Source organism: Actinocatenispora rupis, from assembly GCF_016861975.1.
GTDB lineage: Bacteria > Actinomycetota > Actinomycetes > Mycobacteriales > Micromonosporaceae > Actinocatenispora > Actinocatenispora rupis.
This window is the reverse complement of sequence record NZ_BOMB01000003.1, coordinates 42,294-62,975: the sequence shown is the minus strand read 5'-3', so window position 1 is coordinate 62,975 and position 20,682 is coordinate 42,294. Positions and strand designations below refer to the sequence as shown.

Here is a 20,682-nt window from a genome sequence, read left to right as displayed (position 1 = left end):
CAGCGGCGTCGACTAGGGTGCCGATCATGGACGCGGGGGACCGGTACGAGGTGGCCGACCTGGGTTCGGCCGCCGCGGGTGTACGCCGGGTCGACTGGGCCGAGCGTTCCATGCCGGTACTGCGGGCGTTGCGGGAGCGGTTCGCCGTGGACCGGCCGTTCGCCGGGATCCGGGTCGCCGCGTGCCTCCAGGTCACGGCCGAGACCGCGGTACTCCTGCGCACGCTCGTCGCCGGCGGCGCCGAGGTACGACTCGCCGCGTCCAACCCGCTGTCCACCCAGGACGACACCGCCGCCGCGCTGGCCGCGGAGTACGGGGTGGGGGTGTTCGCGCGCAGCGGCGTCGACGCCGAGACGTACCGGCGGCACGTGGCGGCGGTGCTGGACGTGGCACCGACGCTGATCTTCGACGAGGGCGGTGACCTGGTCGACGAGCTGCACGCGGCGGGCCGCGCGGACCTGGCCGCCGGCGTACGCGCGGGCTGCGAGTCGACCACCAGCGGCGTGCTGCGGCTGCGGCAGATGGCGCGGGCGGGCGCGCTGCGGTTCCCGATGGTGGCGCTCGACCAGACCCCGACCCGGCTACTGGTCGACAACCGGTACGGCACCGGACAGTCCACAGTGGACGGAGTACTGCGGGCGACGTCGATGCTGCTCGCCGGCCGCACCGTGGTCGTCGCCGGGTACGGCCAGTGCGGCACCGGCGTGGCCGAACGGGCGCGCGGACTCGGCGCCCGGGTGGTCGTCACCGAGGTCGACCCGCTGCGCGCGCTGGCCGCCACGCTCGCCGGGTACCAGGTGCTGCCGATGGCGGAGGCGGCCGCGGTCGGCGAGGTGTTCGTCACCGCCACCGGCAACCGCGACGTGCTGCGCGCCGAACACTTCGCGCTGATGCGCGACGGCGCCGTCCTCGCCAACGCCGGCCACTTCGACGTCGAGATCGACATCCCGGCCCTCACTGACCTCGCCGTGGAACGGCACTCCGGCGTCCGCGCCCACACCGACGAGTACGTGCTGGCGGACGGGCGGCGGCTGCTGCTGCTCGCCGAGGGCCGCGTCGTCAACCTGACCGCCGCGGAAGGCAACCCGGCCGCGGTGATGGACATCGCGTTCGCCGGGCAGGCGCTCACCGCCGCGTGGCTGGCCTCGGCGGAGCTGCCGCCCGGCGTACACGCGGTGCCGGACGAGATCGACCGGGAGGTGGCCGAGCTGCGGCTCGCCGCCACGCACGTACGCCTCGACACCCTCACCCCGGCGCAGGCCGGGTACCTCAACAGCTGGCACCGCGCCGACTGACACCGACGGGACGGACAGCCGCCGGCCGTGGTGCCACACTCCGCGCGTGCTGCTCGTCAACCGCGCGTACGCCCGGCTCTGGGCCGGGCAGGCCGTCTCGACCGTCGGCGACCACGTCTTCGACACCACGCTGGTGCTGTGGATCGGCACCGTACTGCTCCGCGGCCGGTCGTACGCGCCGGTCGCGGTGTCCGGGCTGCTGGCCGTCGTCGCGCTGGTCACGATGCTGGTCGCGCCGGTCGCGGGCGTGTTCGTGGACCGGTGGGACCGGCGACGCACCATGCTCGCCGCCGACCTCGTACGCGCCGGGCTCGTCGCCGCGCTCGCCGCCGTGGCGTTCCTGCCCGCCGGCACCCTGCCGGCCACCACCCTCGTCGCCCTCGCGTACGCGGTGGTCGCGGTGACGGCGGCGGCCGCGCAGTTCTTCAACCCGGCCCGGCTGGCGCTGATCGGGCAGGTGGTCGCCGATCCGGCCGACCGGTCCCGGGCCGCGGGCATCGGGCAGGCCACCCAGTCCGCCGCGGCGATCGTCGGTCCGCCGCTCGCCGCCCCGCTGCTGTTCACCGTCGGCGTCCGCTGGTCGCTGCTGCTCGACGCGGTCACGTTCCTGGTGTCGTTCCTGGCGGTCCGCGCGGTACGGGTGCGTGCGGTCGCCACCGACCCGGCCGGGGTACGTCGCGGGTTGTGGCCCGAGTTCCGGGCCGGGCTGGCGTTCGTCGGCGGCAGCCGGGTCCTGCGCGCGGTACTCGTCGCGGTCGCCGTCGCCACCCTCGGTACCGGCGCGCTCAACACCCTCAACGTCTTCTTCGTCGGCACGAACCTGCACGCCGCGACCCGCTGGTACGGCACGCTCGACATGGCGGTCGGGATCGGCGCGGTCGCCGGCGCGCTCCTCGCGGCGGCGGTCGCGGCGCGGCTCGGCAACGCCCGGGTGTTCGCGGTGGGCCTGCTCGTCGTCGGCCTCGGCATCGTCGCGTACGCCCGGGTCACCGCGCTGTGGCCGGCCCTGGTGCTGCTCGTCGTGGTCGCCGTACCGCTCGGCGAGGTGAACACGGTGCTCGGCCCGATCCTGCTGCGTACGGTGCCGGCGCACCTGCTCGGCCGGGTCGTCTCGGTGCTCAACCCGGTGCAGCAGGTGGCGTCGCTGGCCGGGACCGCGCTCTCCGGCTGGCTCGCCAGCACCGTACTGCTCGGCTTCCACGCCGCGCCGCTCGGCGTACCGTTCGGCCGGATCGACACCGTGTTCGTCCTCGCCGGCCTGCTGATCGTCGCCGGCGGCGGGTACGCCACGGTCGCGCTCCGCGGCACCGACCGTACGGCGGAGGTCGTCGACTGACGCCGGTCAGGTGCCGTTGAGCCAGCGCAGGGCGCGCTGCTTCTCGAAGTCCAGCGCGCGGGTGGGCGGGGGAGTGAGGCGACCGAGCTGCTGGCCGAGTTCGCGGACGTGCCGGGCGACGTCGGGCTCGGCGAGCACGCGCAGCGCGAACGCCAGCGCGGCGGGACTCACCTCGTACCGGCGCTCGATGGCGAGGCCGAGGGTGATGGTGGTGAGGTCGGCCTCGTCGTACCGACGGTGGGCGCCGGTGGTGCGGCCGTCGTGGGCGGGCGGAAGCAGGCCCAGACGCTCCCGGTACCGGAGCATCCGGGCGGACAGTCCGAGTCGTGCGGCGGCCTCGGTGATGCGCATACCGCGATTCTGACATTCTTGTGTCAAGTACTGGCGGAGGCTTGTGCGATCTTCGACGCCGGCCACCTAGACTCGCCGGAGATGCTCTCAGCCGTAGGAGATGACGTGTCCGTTGAGAACGCGACCGGTGACTTCAAGGTCGCCGATCTGAGCCTGGCCGAGTTCGGCCGGAAAGAGATCCAGCTCGCCGAGCACGAGATGCCCGGCCTGATGGCGCTGCGCGAGGAGTACGGGGCGAGCCAGCCGCTGGCCGGCGCCCGCATCACCGGCTCCCTGCACATGACCGTGCAGACCGCGGTGCTGATCGAGACCCTGACCGCGCTCGGCGCGCAGGTCCGCTGGGCGTCCTGCAACATCTTCTCCACGCAGGACCACGCCGCCGCCGCGATCGCCGTCGGCCCGACCGGTACGCCGGAGAACCCGCAGGGCGTCCCGGTGTTCGCCTGGAAGGGCGAGTCGCTCGCCGAGTACTGGTGGTGCACCGAGAAGGCGCTCACCTGGCCCGACGGTGGCCCGAACCTGATCCTCGACGACGGCGGCGACGCGACCCTGCTCGTACACAAGGGCGTCGAGTTCGAGAAGGCGAACAAGGTGCCGGCCGTGGAGACCGCGGAGAGCGAGGAGGAGGCCGAGATCCTGAAGCTGCTCGCCGCCTCGCTGGAGGCCGACGCGCAGAAGTGGACGACGATCTCCGCCGGCATCAAGGGCGTCACCGAGGAGACCACCACCGGCGTGCACCGGCTGTACCAGCTGGCCGAGCGCGGCGAGCTGCTGTTCCCGGCGATCAACGTGAACGACTCCGTCACCAAGTCGAAGTTTGACAACCGGTACGGATGCCGCCATTCGCTGATCGACGGCATCAACCGCGCCACCGACACCCTGATCGGCGGCAAGACCGCCGTCATCGCCGGGTACGGCGACGTCGGCAAGGGGTGCGCCGACTCGCTGCGCGGCCAGGGCGCCCGGGTCATCGTCACCGAGGTCGACCCGATCAACGCGCTGCAGGCCGCGATGGACGGCTACCAGGTTGCCCGGCTCGACGACGTGGTCGGCCAGGCCGACATCTTCGTCACCGCGACCGGCAACTTCCACGTCATCACCGCCGAGCACATGGCGAAGATGAAGCACCAGGCGATCGTCGGCAACATCGGCCACTTCGACAACGAGATCGACATGGCCGGCCTGATGAAGACCCCGGGCATCGAGCGGATCAACATCAAGCCGCAGGTCGACGTGTGGAAGTTCGCCGACGGCCACACGATCATCGTGCTGTCCGAGGGACGCCTGCTGAACCTGGGCAACGCCACCGGCCACCCGAGCTTCGTCATGTCGAACTCGTTCGCCAACCAGACGATCGCGCAGATCGAGCTGCACACCAAGATCGAGGAGTACCCGACCGGCGTGTACCGGCTGCCGAAGGTACTGGACGAGAAGGTCGCGCGGCTGCACCTGGGCGCGCTGGGCGTCGAGCTGACCGAGCTGACCCCGGAGCAGGCGGCGTACCTGGGCATCCCGGCCGAGGGCCCGTACAAGCCGGAGCACTACCGCTACTGAGTTCGTCGGCCACTGAGTTCGTCGGCCACTGAGTTCGTCGGCCACTGAGTACGTCGGCCACTGAACACATCGGGCCACTGAGTTCGTCGTGGTACCGGATGGAGGCGCGGTCCCGCGGGGCCGCGCCTCCTTCGTGTCCACAGTGGACAGTGCTGGTTCCGGGCGGAGAATCGGTCTGTCCGGGACAGTCCACAGCAGACGGTGGATCGACCGTCGATTCTTCCGGTTGGCCTGTCGCTACAGGGATTCGCGTCACCCCGGTCCTAACGTAGGGGCCGCTCGTGGCATCACCCGTCGTGACGTCGGGGATGCATCGCGTGCTCGTCACGGGGGTGATGAATGGCGAACGCGACCCAGGTACACACCGACTCGGTCGAGGCGCGGGAGCCGCGCCCGCCGTCGCGTCCGGTGCGCCTGCCCGGGGTGGACGGCCTGCGCGCGCTGGCCGTCACCGCCGTCCTGATCTACCACGTCAACCCGCGGCTGCTGCCCGGCGGCTACCTCGGCGTCGACGTCTTCTTCGTCGTCAGCGGGTACCTGATCACCCGGCTGCTGCTCGCCGAGCGCGGCAACCTCCGCCACTTCTGGGTACGCCGGGCCCGCCGGATCCTGCCGCCGCTCGTCCCCGTGCTGCTCGTGACCGTACTGGCGGTCGCCTGGGCGAGCCGCGCGCAACTGCGCTCGCTGCGTACCGAGGTGTTGGGGGCGTTGACGTTCACCAGCAACTGGGTGCAGATCGCCGAGCACCACTCGTACTTCGCGCGCTTCGCCGCGCCGTCGGTCCTGCAACACCTGTGGTCGCTGGCCGTCGAGGAGCAGTTCTACCTGCTCTGGCCGCTCGTCGTGGTACTCGTGCTGCGCCGCGGCCGCAACCGGCTGGCGCTGCTCGCCGCGCTCGGCGCGGTGGCCTCGATGGTGGTGATGTCCGCGCGGTTCACCACCGGCGGCGACCCGTCCCGCGTGTACTTCGGCACCGACACGCACTGCGCCGGCCTGCTCATCGGCGCGGTCCTCGCGGTGCTGTGGTCGGGCGCCGCCGGAACCTCACGCCTGCGTACGGTCGGGCGCAACGTCGCCGCGGTCGTCGGCATCGGTGTGGTCGGGGTCGGCCTGTGGCGGCTGAGCGAGTACGGGCCGGGCGCGTACCGGGGCGGCATCGCGGTCGTGTCCGCCGCCACCGCGCTGCTGATCCTCGGCGCCGGCGCAGGCCGTTCGGGGGTCGGCTGGCTGCTGTCCCGCGCACCAGTGCGCTGGCTCGGCGCCCGCTCGTACGGGCTGTACCTGTGGCACTGGCCGATCCTCGTGATCGGCAGCCAGCTCGCGAAGCGCACCGTACCGGTGGCCCTGGTCGAGGTCGGCGTCGCGCTCACCCTCACCGTCTGGTCCTACCGGTACCTGGAGCAGCCGGTGCTGCGCGCCGGGTACCAGGGGCTGCTGCGCCGCGGCTGGCTGGTGCCGCTCGACCGCCGCCGTACGACCCGGCGGGCGGCACTGCTCGCCGGCGGCGCGGCCGCGGTCGCGTGCGTCGTCGCGGCCACGGTGGCGCTGGTCCGCGCGCCCGTCGCGCCGCCGTCCGGACTGGACGCGCAGCTCGCCGCCGCCAGCGTCGCGACCGGCGCGCCGCCCGCCCCGACGCCCGCACCGAGCAGCGCCGCGCCCAGCCCGACCCCCAGTACGAGCGCGGCGCCGCCCATCCCACCGGTACCGCGGGGGACCGACATCAGCGCGCTCGGCGACTCGGTGATGCTCGCCGCGGCGCCCGCGCTGCAACGCCGGCTGCCGGGCATCTCGATCGACGCGAAGGTCAGCCGGGCGATGCAGCCGGCGCCCGGCATCCTCTCGGGGATGGCCGGGCGCGGCACGCTGCGACCGGTCGTCCTGCTCGGCCTCGGTACGAACGGGCCGTTCCCGCGCTCGCTGCTGGAGGGCGTCGTACGCCGGCTCGGGCCGCACCGCCGGCTGTTCCTCGTCAACGTGTACCTGCCGACCCGGCCGTGGGGCGGCCAGGTGAACCGCACCCTGGAACAGGTCGCCGCCGAGTTCGACAACGTGTACCTGGTGGACTGGCGCGACGCCGCCGCCAAGCACGAGAACCTGCTGTGGCCGGACCGGATCCACCCGCGGCCCGGCGGCGGCGCCAACCTGTACGCCCGGACCGTGGCCGCCGCGCTCGCCGGCCCCGACGACGACGAGGAACTCGTCCCCGCAAACCACGCCCGTTGAGGTCGCCGTACGGCCGGGCACCCCCCAGCCGGCGTCGCGACGCCGGCTGGGCCGAACGACCGATAAGGTCGCGGAACCGCTGACACCCGCGTCGCGCGGGCGGATCATCGCGGTATGCGCGCGGTGCGGATCGCCCGGTGGTTCCGGTGCCGACTCCGGCGCGGCGGCAACCCGCTGCGGCGCCGGTCCGACCGGATCGAGGGCTTCGCCGCGCTCGTCGCCGTACTCCTGCTGCTGATCGTGATGCCGGTCGGCGCGATCGTCGGCCGGCACGAGACCGCCCTGGCCGCCAGATCGGCCGCGGCGCACCGTACCGGGACGTACCGGACGACCGCGGTACTTCTCGCCGACGTACCGGTGATCGTCGGCGCCGACGGCACCGCCGGGTACGGGGCGCGGCTGCCCGTACCGGCGCGCTGGCAGACCCCGACCGGCCCGCGTACCGGCCGGATCGACGCGACGTCCGGGCTCCGGCACGGCGCGACCGTACCCATCTGGGTGAACCGTACGGGCCGGGTCGTGGACCCGCCGGCCGGCTCGTTCCAGGTGGTGTCGACCGGTGTGGCCGCCGGGCTCGGCGTCCTGTTCGGCTCGGGCGTGGCCATCGCCCTCGGGTACGCGGGGCTCCGGCTCCTCCTGGACCGCCGCCGCTTCGCCGGCTGGGAGCGCGAATGGCGCCGCTTCGGCCCGCGCGGCAACCACCGCGTCGGCTGACCGCCGCACGCGGCTCGTCGCGGATGATGCGCAGAGGTGTTCAGCGCACGCTCTGAGTATCGCTACGCGTCACCGACGGGCAGCACGCGCGGCGGCCGGCGGGTACGAAAAAAGCCGCGACCGGGCCGCGGCTTCCTTCGTCCCGGCGTACGCCGGTCTGGATGTCAGTCCTCGTCGTCCGGCGCGGCGTGGTCCGGCACGCCGGGCGTCGGGTCCTTCGACATGTCGATGCGCGGGTCGCGCGGCGCGTCGTCGGGTGCGGCGTGCCGGCCCGTCGACTTCTCCTCTTCCCCCATCGGAACCTCCCCATCCGTCATGTGTGCGACGCGGTTGCCGCAGTGCAACCTACACCGGCCCCGAGTCGGCCCCGACGGGCGACACCCGCGGTTTCCACGAGTTCCCACGCCGCGCCGACGGGCCGTGCGATCCTGCCGGGCATGGGAGTGCCGCAGCCGGTCCTGGGTCCACTGACCCGGGCGGCGTTGTTTCTGACCCTGACGGTACGGCCCGGGGCGGAGGACACCGTACGCGATGCGTTGGCCGACCTGTCCGGGTTACGGCGCTCCGTCGGGTTCCGTTCCGCGGACGGGGACCTCAGCTGCGTCGCCGGGATCGGCTCCACCGCCTGGGGCCGCCTGTACGGTGGCCCGCGCCCCGCCGACCTCCACCCCTTCCGCGTACTCACCGGGCCCCGGCACAGGGCCCCGGCCACCGCGGGCGACGTGCTGCTGCACATCCGCGCCGGCCGGTACGACCTGTGTTTCGAACTGGCGGCGCTCCTGCTCAGCCGGCTCGGTGACGCCGTGGTCGTCGAGGACGAGACGCACGGCTTCCGGTACTTCGACCAGCGCGACCTGCTCGGCTTCGTCGACGGTACGGAGAACCCGACGGGTACCGAGGCCGCGGCGGCGGTGACGGTGGGGCCTGAGGACCCGGACTTCGCCGGCGGCAGCTACGTCATCGTGCAGAAGTACCTGCACGATCTGGACGCGTGGAACGGGCTGACCACCGAGGAGCAGGAGCGCGTCATCGGCCGTACCAAGCTCGCCGACGTCGAACTGCCGGACGACGTCAAGCCGGCCGACTCGCACGTCGCGCTCAACACCATCACCGACCCGGACGGTACGGAGCGGCAGATCCTCCGGGACAACATGCCGTTCGGCTCGCCGTCGCGCGGCGAGTTCGGCACCTACTTCATCGGGTACTCGGCGACGCCCGGGGTCACCGAACTGATGCTGGAACACATGTTCCTGGGCGATCCGCCGGGCAACACGGACCGTATCCTCGACTTCTCGACGGCGGTCACCGGCGGGCTGTTCTTCGTACCCACCCAGGACTTCCTCGACGACCCGCCCGCGCGCGGCACGGCCGCGACCGGCGGCGCCCCACCCGTCGGCGACCTCGTCGGCACCGTGGGCGACGGCTCTCTCGGCATCGGCGACATGAAGAGGGGACGCGATGAACAACCTGCACCGTGAACTGGCGCCGATGTCCGACGCCGCCTGGGCCGACCTCGAACAGGAGGCCCGGCGTACGTTCACGCAGCATCTCGCCGGCCGGCGGGTGGTCGACGTGCAGGGCCCGGCCGGCGCCGAACTCGCCGCGGTCGGTACCGGCCGCCGACAACCCATCGACGCGCCCGACGGCGTACTGGCCTGGCAGCGGTGGGCGCGGCCGGTGGTGGAACTGCGCGTGCCGTTCACCGTGTCGCGTACCGAGGTGGACGACGTGGAACGGGGCGCGCAGGACGCCGACTGGCAGCCCGTCAAGGACGCGGCGCGGCTGATGGCGTTCGCCGAGGACCGCGCCGTCTTCGAGGGATACCCGGCCGCCGGCATCGACGGCGTACGCCGCGGCGCCACCAACCCGTCCATCGAACTGCCCGCCGACGTCCGCGACTACCCGAACGCGGTCAGCCGGGCCGTCAGCGCGCTCCGGCTCGCCGGCGTCGCCGGACCGTACTCGCTGCTGCTGTCGGCCGACGCGTACACGGCGGTGAACGAGACCTCCGACCACGGTTACCCCATCCGGCAGCACCTCACCCGGGTCATCGACGGCGACATCATCTGGGCGCCCGCACTGTCCGGCGCGTTCCTGCTCACCACCCGCGGCGGCGACTTCGACCTGCACCTCGGCCAGGACCTCGCCATCGGCTACACCAGCCACGACCCCGACACCATCACCCTGTACTTCCAGGAATCGTTCACGTTCCTCCAGTACACGGGGGAGGCGGCGGTCGCCTTCACCGCACCCTGACCGTCCACCAGGTACGCGGCGCCGGTTGCCCCGCGGCGCCGAGCTCGGCGGCTCTCGGCCGGACGTACGGCGCGGCCAGGACCGTCGAGTACGGGCAGGCCGGCGTGCACGGGGTCGGCCGCGGCAGGCGAGTCGCGGGCGGCGACGGGGCCGTCCAGCAGCGTCGGGTACGGGCAGACCGGTTCGTGCCAACGCCCGACGCCGGATCGGCCGCGGTCGGCGGCGGCGCGGTCCAGCAGCGTCGCTGCGGCGGCTCGGCCGCGGTGGAACGGTCGCGGTCGGCGGCGGGGCTGTCCAGCAGCGTTGCCGCGGCCGGGCTCGGCGCCCGGCGCGTACCGACCCGCGCCGGCGGGCGTCCGCTCCGCGCCGTCGTAGCCCGACGGCCCGGCGACCGGCGCCGCGCCGACGGCCGGCCCGCACCCGTCGCTACTCGGCGAGGGGCGGGGAATGGCTCAACAGAGCCAGACCCGGCCCGGGGATCGGCAAGGTCCGGCGCGGTCGACGCCGCCGCGCGGTACGCCAGATCGAGACCTGCCGGCGGACCATGTGCGGTGCGACGTGGCGCTGGTCGGGGCGTCCGGTGCGTTGGTGTGGGGTGGGTCGGCGCTCGAAGTGGATCTTGGGGTCACGCAGATTGTTCAACTGTCTCATTGTTGAACAATCCGATCTTGTTCAACTGTTCAACAGTTGGACAATGACACAATTGAACAATCGGGCGCGTCACTTTTCGCTGCCGCGCACGTCCCGTCCGCCACCGCCCGATGCCCATCGCAGCGCCGATCGCGGCCGATCGCCCGACGCGCTGACGGTGCCTCCCGTCGTACGCTCCCGCCGGCATCCCCGCCCCAAGGAGGCGCCATGCGTGTACGCCGCCCGAACGGAGCTGGCACGCGCGTCCCCGCCTCGGACGCCGCCGCTGCGGACAGGGCCGCGTCGGACCGAGCTTGGTCGCACCGAACCGGGTCCGACCGAGCCGAGTCGGCCGCAACCACCTCGACGGCAACCGGCTCGACGGCAACAGAGTCGGCCGCGACTGGGCCGACGGCAATCGGCTGGGCGGCAAGCGACTCAAAGGCAACAGAGTCGGCCGCACCCGGGCCGACGGCGATCGGCTCGACAGCAACCGGCCCGGGCGCAACCGGCTCGACGGCAACAGAGTCGGCCGCAACCGACTCAACGGCAATCGGCTCGACGGCGACCGGGCCGACCGCACCCGGCTCGATGGCAACCGGATCGAGCGCAGCCGCGTCGACGGCAACCGGTGCGGACGTACTCGGCGTCCGGGTGCGACTGGCCACCGCGGGCGCCGCCGTACATCTCGTCGCGAGCATCGTGTTCGCCGTGCTCGCCCGTGCCGAACTGGAGGGCTGCGACATCGGCGACGGCACGTACGGCGCCTTCGTCCTGGCGTCCCGCGTGGACGTGCTGTTGTTCGTGGCCTTCGCGGTCTGGGCGCTCGTCCGCTACGGCCTGTCGGCGGTGACCGCCACCATGCTCGCCGCTACAGCCGTGGCTGCCCCGATCCTCGTGTACGTGCTGCGCCTGCCGTCCGGCTGCCCGGTCTGACGCCTCAGCCGGTGGCGGTGTGGTGGGTGAGGACGCGGGTGAGCAGTGCGGTGAGGGTGGCGCGTTCGCGGTCGTCGAGCGGCGCGAGCAGTCGGTCCTGGGCGCGGCCGAGTGTGGTGTCGAGCCGGCGGAGGTGGCGCCGCCCGGCGGGGGTGAGGGTGATGACGTTGCGCCGCCGGTCGTCGGGGTCGGGGGCGCGCCGGGTCAGGTCGCGGTCGGCGAGTTCGTTGAGGGTGGCGACGAGGTCGCTGCGGTAGATGCCGGTACGGTCGGCGATCGCGGACTGGCTCGCGGGGCCGAACTCGGCGAGCGCGGCGAGTACCGCGTAGTGGTGGGTGCGGGCGTCGTGCGCGCTCAGCGCCTCGCCGACGATGCGCTGGCCCTGTGCGGCGGTCTGTGCGAGCAACCGGCTCGGCATGCGCTGCAACCGTTCCGGCAGTTCCTCGTACGGCACGTCGCCCATCCGCCCAGCGTACCAGTGCGTTAGTCGCACTAACGAAACCGGCGCGCGGACCCCGGCCGTGGTGAACCACGACTCGGCGGTACCCGGCGGGTCGGGCGCCTAAGAGGTCCTGACAGAAAGGACTGTCGGCGCCTGGCGGACTCAGGACGACGCTGCCGACGTTGTCGGCACAGTCGCATACAACACCGGTATGCGACTGCACCTCCGCCTTGGCAGCCCCGCCCTGAGCCTCGCCAGCCTTCCGACGCCTTTCTGTTAGGACCTCTAAGCTGGGCGGGTGACTGAACAGACGTGGGAGTCGGTCGACGGATACCTGAGTGAGCTGCTGGTACCGGCGGATCCGGCGCTGGAGCAGGCGTTGGTGGACAGCCGGGAGGCCGGCCTGCCGGAGATCGCGGTGGCGCCGAACCAGGGGCGGATGCTGGAGCTGCTCGCCCGGATGTGCGGGGCGCGGCGGATCCTGGAGATCGGCACGCTCGGCGGGTACAGCACGATCTGGCTGGGGCGGGCGCTGCCGGCCGACGGCAGCCTCGTGACCCTGGAGTACGAGCCGAAGCACGCACAGGTGGCGCGCGCGAACATCGCCCGTGCCGGGCTCGCCGACAAGGTCGAGGTCCGCGTCGGCGCCGCGCTGGACACGTTGCCCGCGCTCGTCGGGGAGGGCGCCGGGCCGTTCGACCTGGTGTTCATCGACGCCGACAAGGACAACTACCCGGGCTACCTGGACTGGTCGGTGCGGCTGTCCCGGCCGGGCACGGTCATCGTCGCCGACAACGTGATCCGCGACGGCAAGGTCGTCGAGCCGAACCACGCCGACCCCCGGGTACGAGGCGTGCGCGAGTTCCTCGCCCGGGTCGCCGCGAACCCGCGACTGTCCGCGACCGCCGTGCAGACCGTCGGCACCAAGGGGTACGACGGGTTCGCTCTCGCCATCGTCACCGGCTAGCCCCGCTTCCCCGACACAACCGGCACCCGACGACGCCACGCAGCCGGCGGCGCCGCGGTCGCGCGCCCCTGCCCGCGCCGAAACGCGTGACGGTCTCGCGCCAACACGAACCGCCGCTCCGCGCCCTCTGCCCGCGACGACAGGCGCAGCTGCCCGAGCGGCCGTACGAACCGCCGGCCCGCGCCGACACGAACCGCCGGCCCGCCCCGACCCGAACGCCGCCCCCGCCACTCCAGCGGCGGCACGTACGCGGAACGCCCCCGCCGTGACGCACGGCGGGGGCGTACTCGGGGTGGCTCAGACGTCGTAGTACAGGGTGAACTCGTGCGGGGTGGGGCGAAGGCGGATCGGGTCGACCTCGTTGGTGCGCTTGTAGTCCACCCAGGTTTCGATCAGGTCCGGGGTGAACACGTCGCCCGCCAGCAGGTACTCGTGGTCGGCCTCCAGCGCGTCGAGTACCTCGGGCAGCGAACCCGGCACCTGCTTGACGCCGGCGAACTCCTCCGGCGGCAGCTCGTACAGGTCCTTGTCGACGGGCTCCGGCGGCTCGATCTTGCTGCGTACGCCGTCGAGGCCGGCCATCAGCATCGCCGAGAACGCCAGGTACGGGTTGGACGACGGGTCCGGCACCCGGAACTCGACGCGCTTGGCCTTGGGGTTGTTGCCGGTGACCGGGATGCGGGTGCACGCGGACCGGTTGCGCTGCGAGTACACGAGGTTGACGGGGGCCTCGAAGCCCGGCACGAGCCGCCGGTACGAGTTGACCGTCGGGTTGGTGAACGCGAGCAGGCTCGGCGCGTGGTGCAGCAGACCGCCGATGTACCAGCGGGCGGTGTCGGACAGCCCGGCGTACCCGGTCTCGTCGTAGAACAGCGGGTCGCCGCCGGACCACAGGCTCTGGTGGGTGTGCATGCCGGAGCCGTTGTCGCCGAACAGCGGCTTCGGCATGAACGTCGCCGTCTTGCCCGCCGCGTGCGCCGTGTTCTTCACGATGTACTTGAACAGCTGCAGCTGGTCGCCGGAGTGCAGCAGCGTGGAGAACCGGTAGTTGATCTCGGCCTGGCCGGCGGTACCGACCTCGTGGTGGCCGCGCTCGACGACCAGCCCGGCCTCGATGAGCCTGCGGGTGATCGCGTCCCGCAGGTCGGCGGTCTGGTCGACCGGCGCGACCGGGAAGTAGCCGCCCTTGTTGGCGATCTTGTGGCCCAGGTTGGCGCCGCCCTCGACCGCGCCGGTGTTCCAGGCGCCCTCGATCGAGTCGATGTGGTAGAAGCCGTGCTGCGTGGCCGTGTCGTACCGGATCGAGTCGAAGAGGTAGAACTCGGCCTCGGCGCCGAAGTACGCGGTGTCGGCGATGCCGCTCGCCGTCAGGTACGTCTCGGCCTTGCGCGCGATGTTGCGCGGGTCGCGGGAGTACGGCTCGCGGGTGAACGGGTCGTGGATGAAGAAGTTCAGCGCGACCGTCTTCTCGATCCGGAACGGGTCGACGAACGCGGTGGTCGGGTCCGGCAGCAGCAGCATGTCGGACTCGTGGATCTGCTGGAAGCCGCGGATCGAGGACCCGTCGAACGCCAGGCCGTTGGTGAAGACGTCCTCGTCGAACGACTCGACCGGCACGTTGAAGTGCTGCATCACGCCGGGCAGGTCGCAGAACCGGACATCGACGAATTTCACGTCTTCGGCGCTGAGATAGCGCAACAGTTCCTCGGAGTTGCCGAACACTTGTCCTCCGCATCGTGGTCCGGGCCGTCAGCCCGACGGGTACGGCGCGAACGCGTGGTCCAGGCGTCAGCCCGACGGGTACGGCGCGAACGCTAAGCACCGGCCGTTGCTCGGCCGTGTCCCCATTGTTTCGCCGGTGTTACGCGGCGCGCAGCCGTTCCGTACCGCAGCGGAACAGCGATCTTCGACACGCCGTAGAGTGGTGACCATGGCCGACCGGTCCCGTACCACCACCACATCCGGCACCCCGACGCGCGCCGAGGAGCCGACGGGCACCGAGCCCGGCACGCCCGCGACGTACGGGAAGCGCTTCGCGGCGCTGTTCCTCGACTGGATCCTGTGCCTGCTCATCGGTGGTGTCGCGGCCACCCTCACCGGGTTCCTGGCGGCCACCGCGATGCGCGGCTTCTGGGCGTACCCGGTGCTGATCCTGGAGTACGGCATCTTCATCGGCATCTGGGGCCAGACACCCGGCATGCGCATTGCCCGCATCCGCTGCGTCGCCGTCGACCGCGACGGCGTCATCGGCGTACCGCGGGCGTTGCTGCGCGGCCTGCTGCTCTGCCTCGTCGTCCCGCCGCTGATCATGGGCCCCGGCGGCCGCGGCTGGCACGACCGCGCCGCCCGCTCGATCATGGTCCACGCCTGACCCACCCTCCGGTACTCCCGCGCCGCGTCCCTGCCGTCGTACTCCACCGGACGCCTCGGGAACGCGCGCACCCGAGCGAGCGCAGCGAAGCCGAGTACCGCGCAACGAAGCCGAACCGGCCAGGCGAGCGCAGCGAAGCGGTCATCGCCTGAGACGAGCGCAGCGAAGCCGTGTCGAACCGGTGATGTGTGGGGACGCGAGCGAGGCGAGTCTCGGGTGTTCGCTGGCAAGCCGGGCGGGGGCGCCGTGTGCGAACGCACACAAGTCCCGGTCCGGCGCAGTCCAGCGGGCAGCTGAGACCGCCGCAGCGACCAGAACCTACCGGCCGCGCATGGCGCGCCGGGCGCCCTTGGGCGGGCGCATGTTCGAGGGGACGGGGCCCTTCGGCATGGGCGGCCGGGAGCCGATGGCGTTGAGCCGGGTGTCGAGGGCGCCGACCTGCTTGGCGGTGATGTTGCGGGGCAGCTTGAGCAGGTGGCTGCGCAGCTTGCGCAGGCTGACCTGGCCGTCGTCGTCGCCGACGATGATGTCGTAGATCGGGGTCTCGCCGACGACGCGGGAGGCGCGCTTCTTCTCCTGGCCGAGGAGGCTGCGCAGGCGGCTGGGGCTGCCCTCGCCGATGAGGACGACGCCGGCCCGGCAGACGGCCCGGTGGACGAAGTCCTCCTGCGTGGTGGCCTGTACGGCCGGGGTCACGCGCCAGTCGCCGCGCATGGTCTGCAGGATCGCGGCGGCGGCGCCGGGCTTGCCCTCCGCCTCGTTGAGCATCGCGGTGTTGGCCCGGAGGTTCATCACGACGAGCACGAGCAGCAGCGCGAAGACGACGCCGACGGGGATCCAGACCCAGGAGCCGACCAGGACGAACGCGACGATTCCCGCCACCAGGGGCACCACGACGGCGAGCGCCACCAACGGGATGAACTTGGTGTCCCGCTTGGCGGTGAACACGAACGCGGTACGGATCTGCTTCAGACGTTCGAGGAAGGACGCCTTCTCCGGCTCAGCCTTGGCCATGGTCCGAAGTCTATCGATCGGTACGGCGGGCGCGTGTCCTGGCACCTGACCACTACGCTGCGGGCCAGTTCACCGAGGAACGGAGCACCTCATGTACGGCCCGCCGATGTACGCTGCGCCGCCCGTCCTGCTGCGTCGCCGGCCGGAGGCGCGCGGCAGCGTGGCGCTGCCGATCGTCGGTCTGCTGCTGGTCGTGGTCGGCGGCCTGGCCATGCCGTTCTTCGGCACCGGGAAGTTCGCGGAGTCCAGCGCCGCGGTCCGCGACCTGGGCGTGTGGGTCGTCGTCCTGAACGAGCTGGTCGTACTGGTGCCGTCGGCGCTGCTGGCGTTCGCCGGCACGCTCGACTCGGTGGTCTTCCGGATCTTCTACACGATCCTCGGCGTACTCGGTGTGCTGGTCGGCGCGGTCGTCGAGCTGGCCGCCGGCGGCCTCGCCAGCTACCAGGGGTACGGGCTGCCCAAGGCGTCGATCGGCGTGTCGATCATCGTCGGCGTGGTACTGCTCGGCTGGTTCGTCGGCTTCGCGTTCCTGCGCGGGCTGGCGCTGCGCCTCGTCTCCGGGCTGCTGCTGCTCGTCCCGGTCGCCGCGCACGTCGTGGTGGTCCGTCTCGCCCTGTCGTCCGTGCCGGACACGATGATCGCGGGCTTCGACCTGGCCGCCCTCGGCTACCTGCTCTGCGCGATCGGCTGCTTCGTCGGCCCGCGGTACGTCATGCGTCCCTGACCGCTCCCGTACCGGGAGGGGCGTGCCTCCCGGTACGGGAGCGGCGGCGGCTCAGACCGACTGGACCGCGAGGTCGTGCGGCAGGGCCTCGCCGCGGGCGCTCTTCGCCTGCCGGTACAGCCGCCCCGCGCGGTACGACGAGCGGACGAGCGGCCCGGCGAGCACACCGGCGAACCCGATCCGCTCGGCCTCCTCGCGCAGCGCCACGAACTCCTCCGGCTTCACCCACCGGTCGATCGGGTGGTGCCGCACCGACGGCCGCAGGTACTGCGTGATCGTCAGCAACTCGGTGCCCGCCTCGTACAGGTCGCGCATGGACTCGACGACCTCGTCGTACTCCTCGCCCATGCCGAGGATCAGGTTCGACTTGGTGACCAGGCCGTCGGCGCGGGCGGCGGTGATGACCTCCAGCGACCGCTCGTACCGGAAGCCGGGTCGGATGCGCTTGAAGATGCGCGGCACCGTCTCGACGTTGTGCGCGAGCACCTCCGGCCGGGACGAGAACACCTCGGCGAGCTGGTCGGGCTTCGCGTTGAAGTCGGGGATCAGCAGCTCGACGCCGCAGCCGGGCACGTGCTTGTGGATCTGCCGCACGGTCTCCGCGTACAGCCAGGCGCCGCCGTCGGGCAGGTCGTCGCGCGCCACCCCGGTGATCGTCGCGTACTTCAGGCCCATGGTCGCGACCGAGTCGGCGACCCGGCGCGGCTCGTCGGCGTCGAACTCGGCCGGCCGGCCGGTGTCGATCTGGCAGAAGTCGCACCGCCGGGTGCACTGGTCGCCGCCGATGAGGAAGGTGGCCTCGCGGTCCTCCCAACACTCGTAGATGTTGGGACAGCCGGCCTCCTCGCACACGGTGTGCAGGCCCTCGCGCTTCACGAGCCCCTTGAGCTCCGTGTACTCGGGGCCCATCTTGGCGCGCACCTTGATCCACGGCGGCTTGCGCTCGATGGGGGTCTCGGCGTTGCGGGCCTCGATGCGCAGAAGTCGTCGGCCCTCTGGCTGAACCACGGTCACGCCGGCCAGCCTAACTCCGCGCTTGCCTCCGCACCGGCGTCCGTGACGTCACTCACCGCACGTTACGTGAGGTCTCTCACGGCTGTGCGGGTTCCTGTCCGCTTCGCCGCGCGATCAAGCACCCGGCACCATCCGGTACCCGCAGTGCACGGTGTTGTCCGCCGTCCCCTCGACCCGGACGAACTGCCAGTGGACCGCCTTGCCGGTCAGGTCGGCGTCGTCCTCGTAGTAGTCGGTGCCGCCGACGCTGAGGACCCGTACCCGGCCGGTGGTGCGGTAGACGACGTCCGAGCCGGAGCTGCGCGTCGCGTACAGCGTGGCGCCGTGCGAGCCGTCCTCGGGGTGGCTGTTGTTGCGGCAGCTCCGCAGCGCGGCCGGCGCCGGGCGGACCCGTTCGAGAAAGCCGTGCCGCAGCGCCACCGCGTACGTCGTCTTCCGGCGGGCGTGGCCGGCGTCGGCGCACGACATGGCGGCGTGCTCGTCCAGTTCGCGGGCGGCCACCACGAACGCGTGCCCCGCGTACCGCACGGAGTCGACGGCGTCGCCGCACCGCGCGTCCTGCGCGATCGGCTGGTCGGACTGCACCGCGGTGTGCGACGCCGCGCTCCACCGCCACACGTACCAGGAGGTGGCGTCGCCGTTGCCGGCCGCGCAGGACAGCGCCACCGCGGCGGCGAGCGTGCCGTCGCCGATGTCGCCGTACACGGGGGAGCCGACGAGGTGGCAGGCGACCGGCGCGCCGTCGGAGGTCTTGCCGGTGCCCTTGCCGCCGCGCAGCCGGACGGTCGGGCCGGCGCCGTGTCGTACCGGACGGAGCTCGGGGTTGAGGAACGGGTGGTTCCACGCGGCGGTGCCGAAGTCGAACTGCTTGATGCGGTCCGGCGCGGCGGTCGGCGACCCGCTGCGGTCACCCGGCTCCGGCGCCGACCCGCCCGGGCCGCAGGCGGTGGCCGCCGCGATCACCAGTACCGCCGCGAATGCCAGGCCGGTCCGCCGCACGATGGTCCCCCCGTCGATGCCCGTCGATGCGTTCGCCGAAGGTAGCAGCCGACCGCACGGCCCGCCCGGGTCGCGTCACCGGTGCGCCGCGCCGACCTCGGGCGACACCCGCAAACCCGCTTCCGGTACGCCGGCGCGGCCGGTTATCGTTGCCGGCGAAGGCGTCGACGGAGCCGAGTAACCCGTGGGCACCCGGAGTTGAGAGAGCCGCCGGTAGCTGCGAAGGCGGACTCCGGGCCAGGGGCGAAGACCCTCCCGAGCCGCGGGGAAGAACGGCGCACCCGCGCCCCAAGCCCCGCCGGCCGGCCCCCGTGACCGGGCCAGCGTCATCGGCGCACGGAGCCGCGACGCCGGGTGGTGACCATCCGGCAGCGCTCCGCGTACCGGCGACGCGCGAGGCCACCGACACGGTGGCGAAGGTGTGGTGGCACCGCGACTGCCCCGTCGCCCACACCTCTGGGGAGCGGAAGTCTCCGAGGAGGTGTTGTGATGAACCGGATCCTGTCCAGCGAACTGGCCGGACACGTCGGCGCGACGGTACGGCTGGCGGGCTGGGTGCACCGGCGCCGGCAGCTGAAGTCGGTCGCGTTCCTGATCCTGCGGGACCGGGCCGGACTGGCCCAGGTCGTCGTCGGCGAGGCGGCCCGCGAGAGCCTGGCCGACCTGCCCGAGGAAACCGTCGTGGACCTCACCGGTACGGCGGTGGCGAACCCGGCGGCGCCCGGCGGCGTCGAGGTCGTCGACCCGACCTGGACCGTACTGTCCGGTGCGGCCGAGCCGCTGCCGTTCGACGTGTACCGGCCGGAACTGCGGGCCGGCCTGCCGACCCTGCTGGACGCGGCGCCGTTCGCGCTGCGCAACGCCCGGCAGCGGGCCCCGTTCGAGCTGGCCGCCGCCGGCGTCGCCGGCTTCCGGTCCACATTGGACGGTCTCGGGTTCACCGAGGTGCACACCCCGAAACTCGTCGGGTACGCGACCGAGTCCGGCGCGAACGTCTTCGGCGTCGACTACTTCGGCCGGAAGGCGTACCTGGCGCAGAGCCCGCAGTTCTACAAGCAGGCCATGGTCGGCGTCTTCGAGCGCGTGTACGAGGTCGGTCCGGTGTTCCGCGCCGAGCCGCACGACACCGCACGGCACCTCGCCGAGTACACCTCGCTCGACGCCGAGCTCGGGTTCGTCCAGGACCACCGCGACGTCGTCCGCGTCATCCGCGAGGTGTTCGCCGGCATGATCGGCACCATGGCCGACCGGGCCGGCGCCGCACTCGCCGCCGCCGACCTCACCCTCCCCGACGTACCGGCCGAACTGCCCACCGTGCACTTCGCCGACGCGCTCGACCTCGTCGGCCGCGCCACCGGCGAGGACCTCACCGGCGAACAGGACCTCGCCCCCGCCCACGAACGCTGGCTGTCCGCCTGGGCCGAACGCGAACACGGCTCCGAATGGCTCGTCGTCGAGGGCTACCCCACCGCCAAACGCGCCTTCTACACCCACCCCGACCCCGACCGCCCCGGCTACTCCCGCGGCTTCGACCTGCTCTTCCGCGGCCTCGAACTCATCAGCGGCGCCCAACGCCTCCACCGGTACGCCGACTACGTCGACGCCATCACCGCCCGCGGCGAGGACATCGCACCGTACGCGTCGTACCTGGAGTTCTTCCGGCACGGAATGCCGCCCCACGGCGGCTTCGCCATCGGACTCGAACGCTTCGTCGCCCGCCTCACCGGCGCCGCCAACGTCCGCGAGGTCACCCTCTTCCCCCGCGACCTCCACCGACTCACGCCCTGAGGGTCGGGACGCTGCGCCGGCCCCGTTCGTCCGCTCGCGGCGCGGATCCGAGACTCGTGTGCTGACAG

The 20,682-nt window shown here is 72.4% G+C and carries 19 protein-coding genes; 12 read left to right on the top strand and 7 right to left on the bottom strand.

The genetic code is table 11. The features are described from left to right. Window positions 1-26 precede the first annotated feature (26 nt). Both ahcY (Aru02nite_RS03025) and Aru02nite_RS03020 read left to right on the top strand, forming a co-directional pair. Entirely contained in the window at window positions 27-1,295 is a 1,269-nt protein-coding gene (gene ahcY / locus Aru02nite_RS03025) for an adenosylhomocysteinase (RefSeq protein ID WP_203654700.1), read from the top strand. Window positions 1,296-1,341: 46 nt separating this feature from the next. Next, the gene (locus Aru02nite_RS03020) at window positions 1,342-2,631 is read left to right on the top strand and encodes an MFS transporter (protein ID WP_203654699.1); all 1,290 of its coding nucleotides are present in this window, start codon (window positions 1,342-1,344) and stop codon (window positions 2,629-2,631) included. A gap of 6 nt (window positions 2,632-2,637) precedes the next feature. Here the strand turns inward: Aru02nite_RS03020 and Aru02nite_RS03015 are convergent, their stop codons facing one another. Further along, entirely contained in the window at window positions 2,638-2,982 is a 345-nt protein-coding gene (locus tag Aru02nite_RS03015; RefSeq protein WP_203654698.1) for a MerR family transcriptional regulator, read from the bottom strand. 105 nt (window positions 2,983-3,087) lie between these two features. Here Aru02nite_RS03015 and ahcY (Aru02nite_RS03010) point away from each other — a divergent pair, with 105 nt between their 5' ends. The 3 genes from ahcY (Aru02nite_RS03010) to Aru02nite_RS03000 all read left to right on the top strand — a co-directional run bounded on the left by ahcY (Aru02nite_RS03010) (window position 3,088) and on the right by Aru02nite_RS03000 (window position 7,473). Further along, entirely contained in the window at window positions 3,088-4,536 is a 1,449-nt protein-coding gene (gene ahcY / locus Aru02nite_RS03010) for an adenosylhomocysteinase (protein ID WP_239076347.1), read from the top strand. A gap of 339 nt (window positions 4,537-4,875) precedes the next feature. Beyond that, window positions 4,876-6,759 carry an acyltransferase family protein gene (locus Aru02nite_RS03005; protein WP_203654696.1) on the top strand — a complete coding sequence of 628 codons (1,884 nt, stop codon included), beginning with the start codon at window positions 4,876-4,878 and terminating at the stop codon, window positions 6,757-6,759. Between the two features lie 114 nt (window positions 6,760-6,873). Beyond that, window positions 6,874-7,473 (top strand): Rv1733c family protein, encoded by a 600-nt coding sequence (locus tag Aru02nite_RS03000; RefSeq protein ID WP_203654695.1) that lies wholly within the window; start codon window positions 6,874-6,876, stop codon window positions 7,471-7,473. Window positions 7,474-7,637: 164 nt separating this feature from the next. Here Aru02nite_RS03000 and Aru02nite_RS37105 read toward each other — a convergent pair whose 3' ends face one another. Then, on the bottom strand, window positions 7,638-7,769 hold the full coding sequence (locus tag Aru02nite_RS37105; RefSeq protein ID WP_275408569.1) for a hypothetical protein: 132 nt from the start codon (window positions 7,767-7,769) through the stop codon (window positions 7,638-7,640). Between the two features lie 141 nt (window positions 7,770-7,910). On the opposite strand from Aru02nite_RS37105, the gene Aru02nite_RS02995 reads away from it, so the two are divergent. From Aru02nite_RS02995 to Aru02nite_RS02985, 3 genes are all read left to right on the top strand, one after another. After that, the gene (locus tag Aru02nite_RS02995; RefSeq protein ID WP_203654694.1) at window positions 7,911-8,951 is read left to right on the top strand and encodes a Dyp-type peroxidase; all 1,041 of its coding nucleotides are present in this window, start codon (window positions 7,911-7,913) and stop codon (window positions 8,949-8,951) included. Continuing rightward, complete coding sequence (locus Aru02nite_RS02990; protein WP_203654693.1) at window positions 8,932-9,729, top strand: family 1 encapsulin nanocompartment shell protein; 798 nt, start codon at window positions 8,932-8,934, stop codon at window positions 9,727-9,729. The genes Aru02nite_RS02995 and Aru02nite_RS02990 overlap by 20 nt, the downstream gene beginning before the upstream one ends. 1,284 nt (window positions 9,730-11,013) lie before the next feature. After that, entirely contained in the window at window positions 11,014-11,295 is a 282-nt protein-coding gene (locus tag Aru02nite_RS02985) for a hypothetical protein (protein ID WP_203654692.1), read from the top strand. A 4-nt stretch (window positions 11,296-11,299) separates the two neighbouring features. Here the strand turns inward: Aru02nite_RS02985 and Aru02nite_RS02980 are convergent, their stop codons facing one another. After that, window positions 11,300-11,758 carry a MarR family winged helix-turn-helix transcriptional regulator gene (locus tag Aru02nite_RS02980; protein ID WP_203654691.1) on the bottom strand — a complete coding sequence of 153 codons (459 nt, stop codon included), beginning with the start codon at window positions 11,756-11,758 and terminating at the stop codon, window positions 11,300-11,302. 277 nt (window positions 11,759-12,035) lie between these two features. On the opposite strand from Aru02nite_RS02980, the gene Aru02nite_RS02975 reads away from it, so the two are divergent. After that, window positions 12,036-12,704 (top strand): O-methyltransferase, encoded by a 669-nt coding sequence (locus tag Aru02nite_RS02975; RefSeq protein ID WP_203654690.1) that lies wholly within the window; start codon window positions 12,036-12,038, stop codon window positions 12,702-12,704. 297 nt (window positions 12,705-13,001) lie between these two features. On the opposite strand, the gene glnA is transcribed toward Aru02nite_RS02975, so the two are convergent. Then, window positions 13,002-14,426 carry a type I glutamate--ammonia ligase gene (gene glnA / locus Aru02nite_RS02970; RefSeq protein WP_203654689.1) on the bottom strand — a complete coding sequence of 475 codons (1,425 nt, stop codon included), beginning with the start codon at window positions 14,424-14,426 and terminating at the stop codon, window positions 13,002-13,004. Between the two features lie 208 nt (window positions 14,427-14,634). Here glnA and Aru02nite_RS02965 point away from each other — a divergent pair, with 208 nt between their 5' ends. Then, window positions 14,635-15,075, top strand: a complete 441-nt coding sequence (locus tag Aru02nite_RS02965) for an RDD family protein (protein WP_203654688.1) — start codon at window positions 14,635-14,637, stop codon at window positions 15,073-15,075. 318 nt (window positions 15,076-15,393) lie between these two features. On the opposite strand, the gene Aru02nite_RS02960 is transcribed toward Aru02nite_RS02965, so the two are convergent. Further along, window positions 15,394-16,089 (bottom strand): DUF4191 domain-containing protein, encoded by a 696-nt coding sequence (locus Aru02nite_RS02960; protein WP_203654687.1) that lies wholly within the window; start codon window positions 16,087-16,089, stop codon window positions 15,394-15,396. 106 nt (window positions 16,090-16,195) lie between these two features. On the opposite strand from Aru02nite_RS02960, the gene Aru02nite_RS02955 reads away from it, so the two are divergent. Next, the gene (locus Aru02nite_RS02955; RefSeq protein WP_203654686.1) at window positions 16,196-16,813 is read left to right on the top strand and encodes a hypothetical protein; all 618 of its coding nucleotides are present in this window, start codon (window positions 16,196-16,198) and stop codon (window positions 16,811-16,813) included. 51 nt (window positions 16,814-16,864) lie between these two features. Here Aru02nite_RS02955 and lipA read toward each other — a convergent pair whose 3' ends face one another. Both lipA and Aru02nite_RS02945 read right to left on the bottom strand, forming a co-directional pair. Further along, entirely contained in the window at window positions 16,865-17,827 is a 963-nt protein-coding gene (lipA, locus tag Aru02nite_RS02950; protein WP_239076346.1) for a lipoyl synthase, read from the bottom strand. Window positions 17,828-17,941: 114 nt separating this feature from the next. Then, complete coding sequence (locus Aru02nite_RS02945) at window positions 17,942-18,826, bottom strand: hypothetical protein (RefSeq protein WP_203654684.1); 885 nt, start codon at window positions 18,824-18,826, stop codon at window positions 17,942-17,944. Between the two features lie 489 nt (window positions 18,827-19,315). Between Aru02nite_RS02945 and aspS the strand changes: the two genes are divergently transcribed. After that, complete coding sequence (aspS, locus tag Aru02nite_RS02940) at window positions 19,316-20,614, top strand: aspartate--tRNA(Asn) ligase (RefSeq protein ID WP_203654682.1); 1,299 nt, start codon at window positions 19,316-19,318, stop codon at window positions 20,612-20,614. The last annotated feature ends 68 nt before the right edge of the window (window positions 20,615-20,682 follow it).

Bases quoted from the DNA above. Each gene is read 5' to 3' on its own strand.
- ahcY (WP_203654700.1), top strand. From the start codon at position 27: ATGGACGCGGGGGACCGGTACGAGGTGGCCGACCTGGGTTCGGCCGCC.
- Aru02nite_RS03015 (WP_203654698.1), bottom strand. From the start codon at position 2,982: ATGCGCATCACCGAGGCCGCCGCACGACTCGGACTGTCCGCCCGGATG.
- Aru02nite_RS03005 (WP_203654696.1), top strand. From the start codon at position 4,876: ATGGCGAACGCGACCCAGGTACACACCGACTCGGTCGAGGCGCGGGAG.
- Aru02nite_RS03000 (WP_203654695.1), top strand. From the start codon at position 6,874: ATGCGCGCGGTGCGGATCGCCCGGTGGTTCCGGTGCCGACTCCGGCGC.
- Aru02nite_RS37105 (WP_275408569.1), bottom strand. From the start codon at position 7,769: ATGGGGGAAGAGGAGAAGTCGACGGGCCGGCACGCCGCACCCGACGAC.
- Aru02nite_RS02995 (WP_203654694.1), top strand. From the start codon at position 7,911: ATGGGAGTGCCGCAGCCGGTCCTGGGTCCACTGACCCGGGCGGCGTTG.
- Aru02nite_RS02990 (WP_203654693.1), top strand. From the start codon at position 8,932: ATGAACAACCTGCACCGTGAACTGGCGCCGATGTCCGACGCCGCCTGG.
- Aru02nite_RS02980 (WP_203654691.1), bottom strand. From the start codon at position 11,758: ATGGGCGACGTGCCGTACGAGGAACTGCCGGAACGGTTGCAGCGCATG.
- Aru02nite_RS02965 (WP_203654688.1), top strand. From the start codon at position 14,635: ATGGCCGACCGGTCCCGTACCACCACCACATCCGGCACCCCGACGCGC.
- Aru02nite_RS02960 (WP_203654687.1), bottom strand. From the start codon at position 16,089: ATGGCCAAGGCTGAGCCGGAGAAGGCGTCCTTCCTCGAACGTCTGAAG.
- Aru02nite_RS02955 (WP_203654686.1), top strand. From the start codon at position 16,196: ATGTACGCTGCGCCGCCCGTCCTGCTGCGTCGCCGGCCGGAGGCGCGC.
- aspS (WP_203654682.1), top strand. From the start codon at position 19,316: ATGAACCGGATCCTGTCCAGCGAACTGGCCGGACACGTCGGCGCGACG.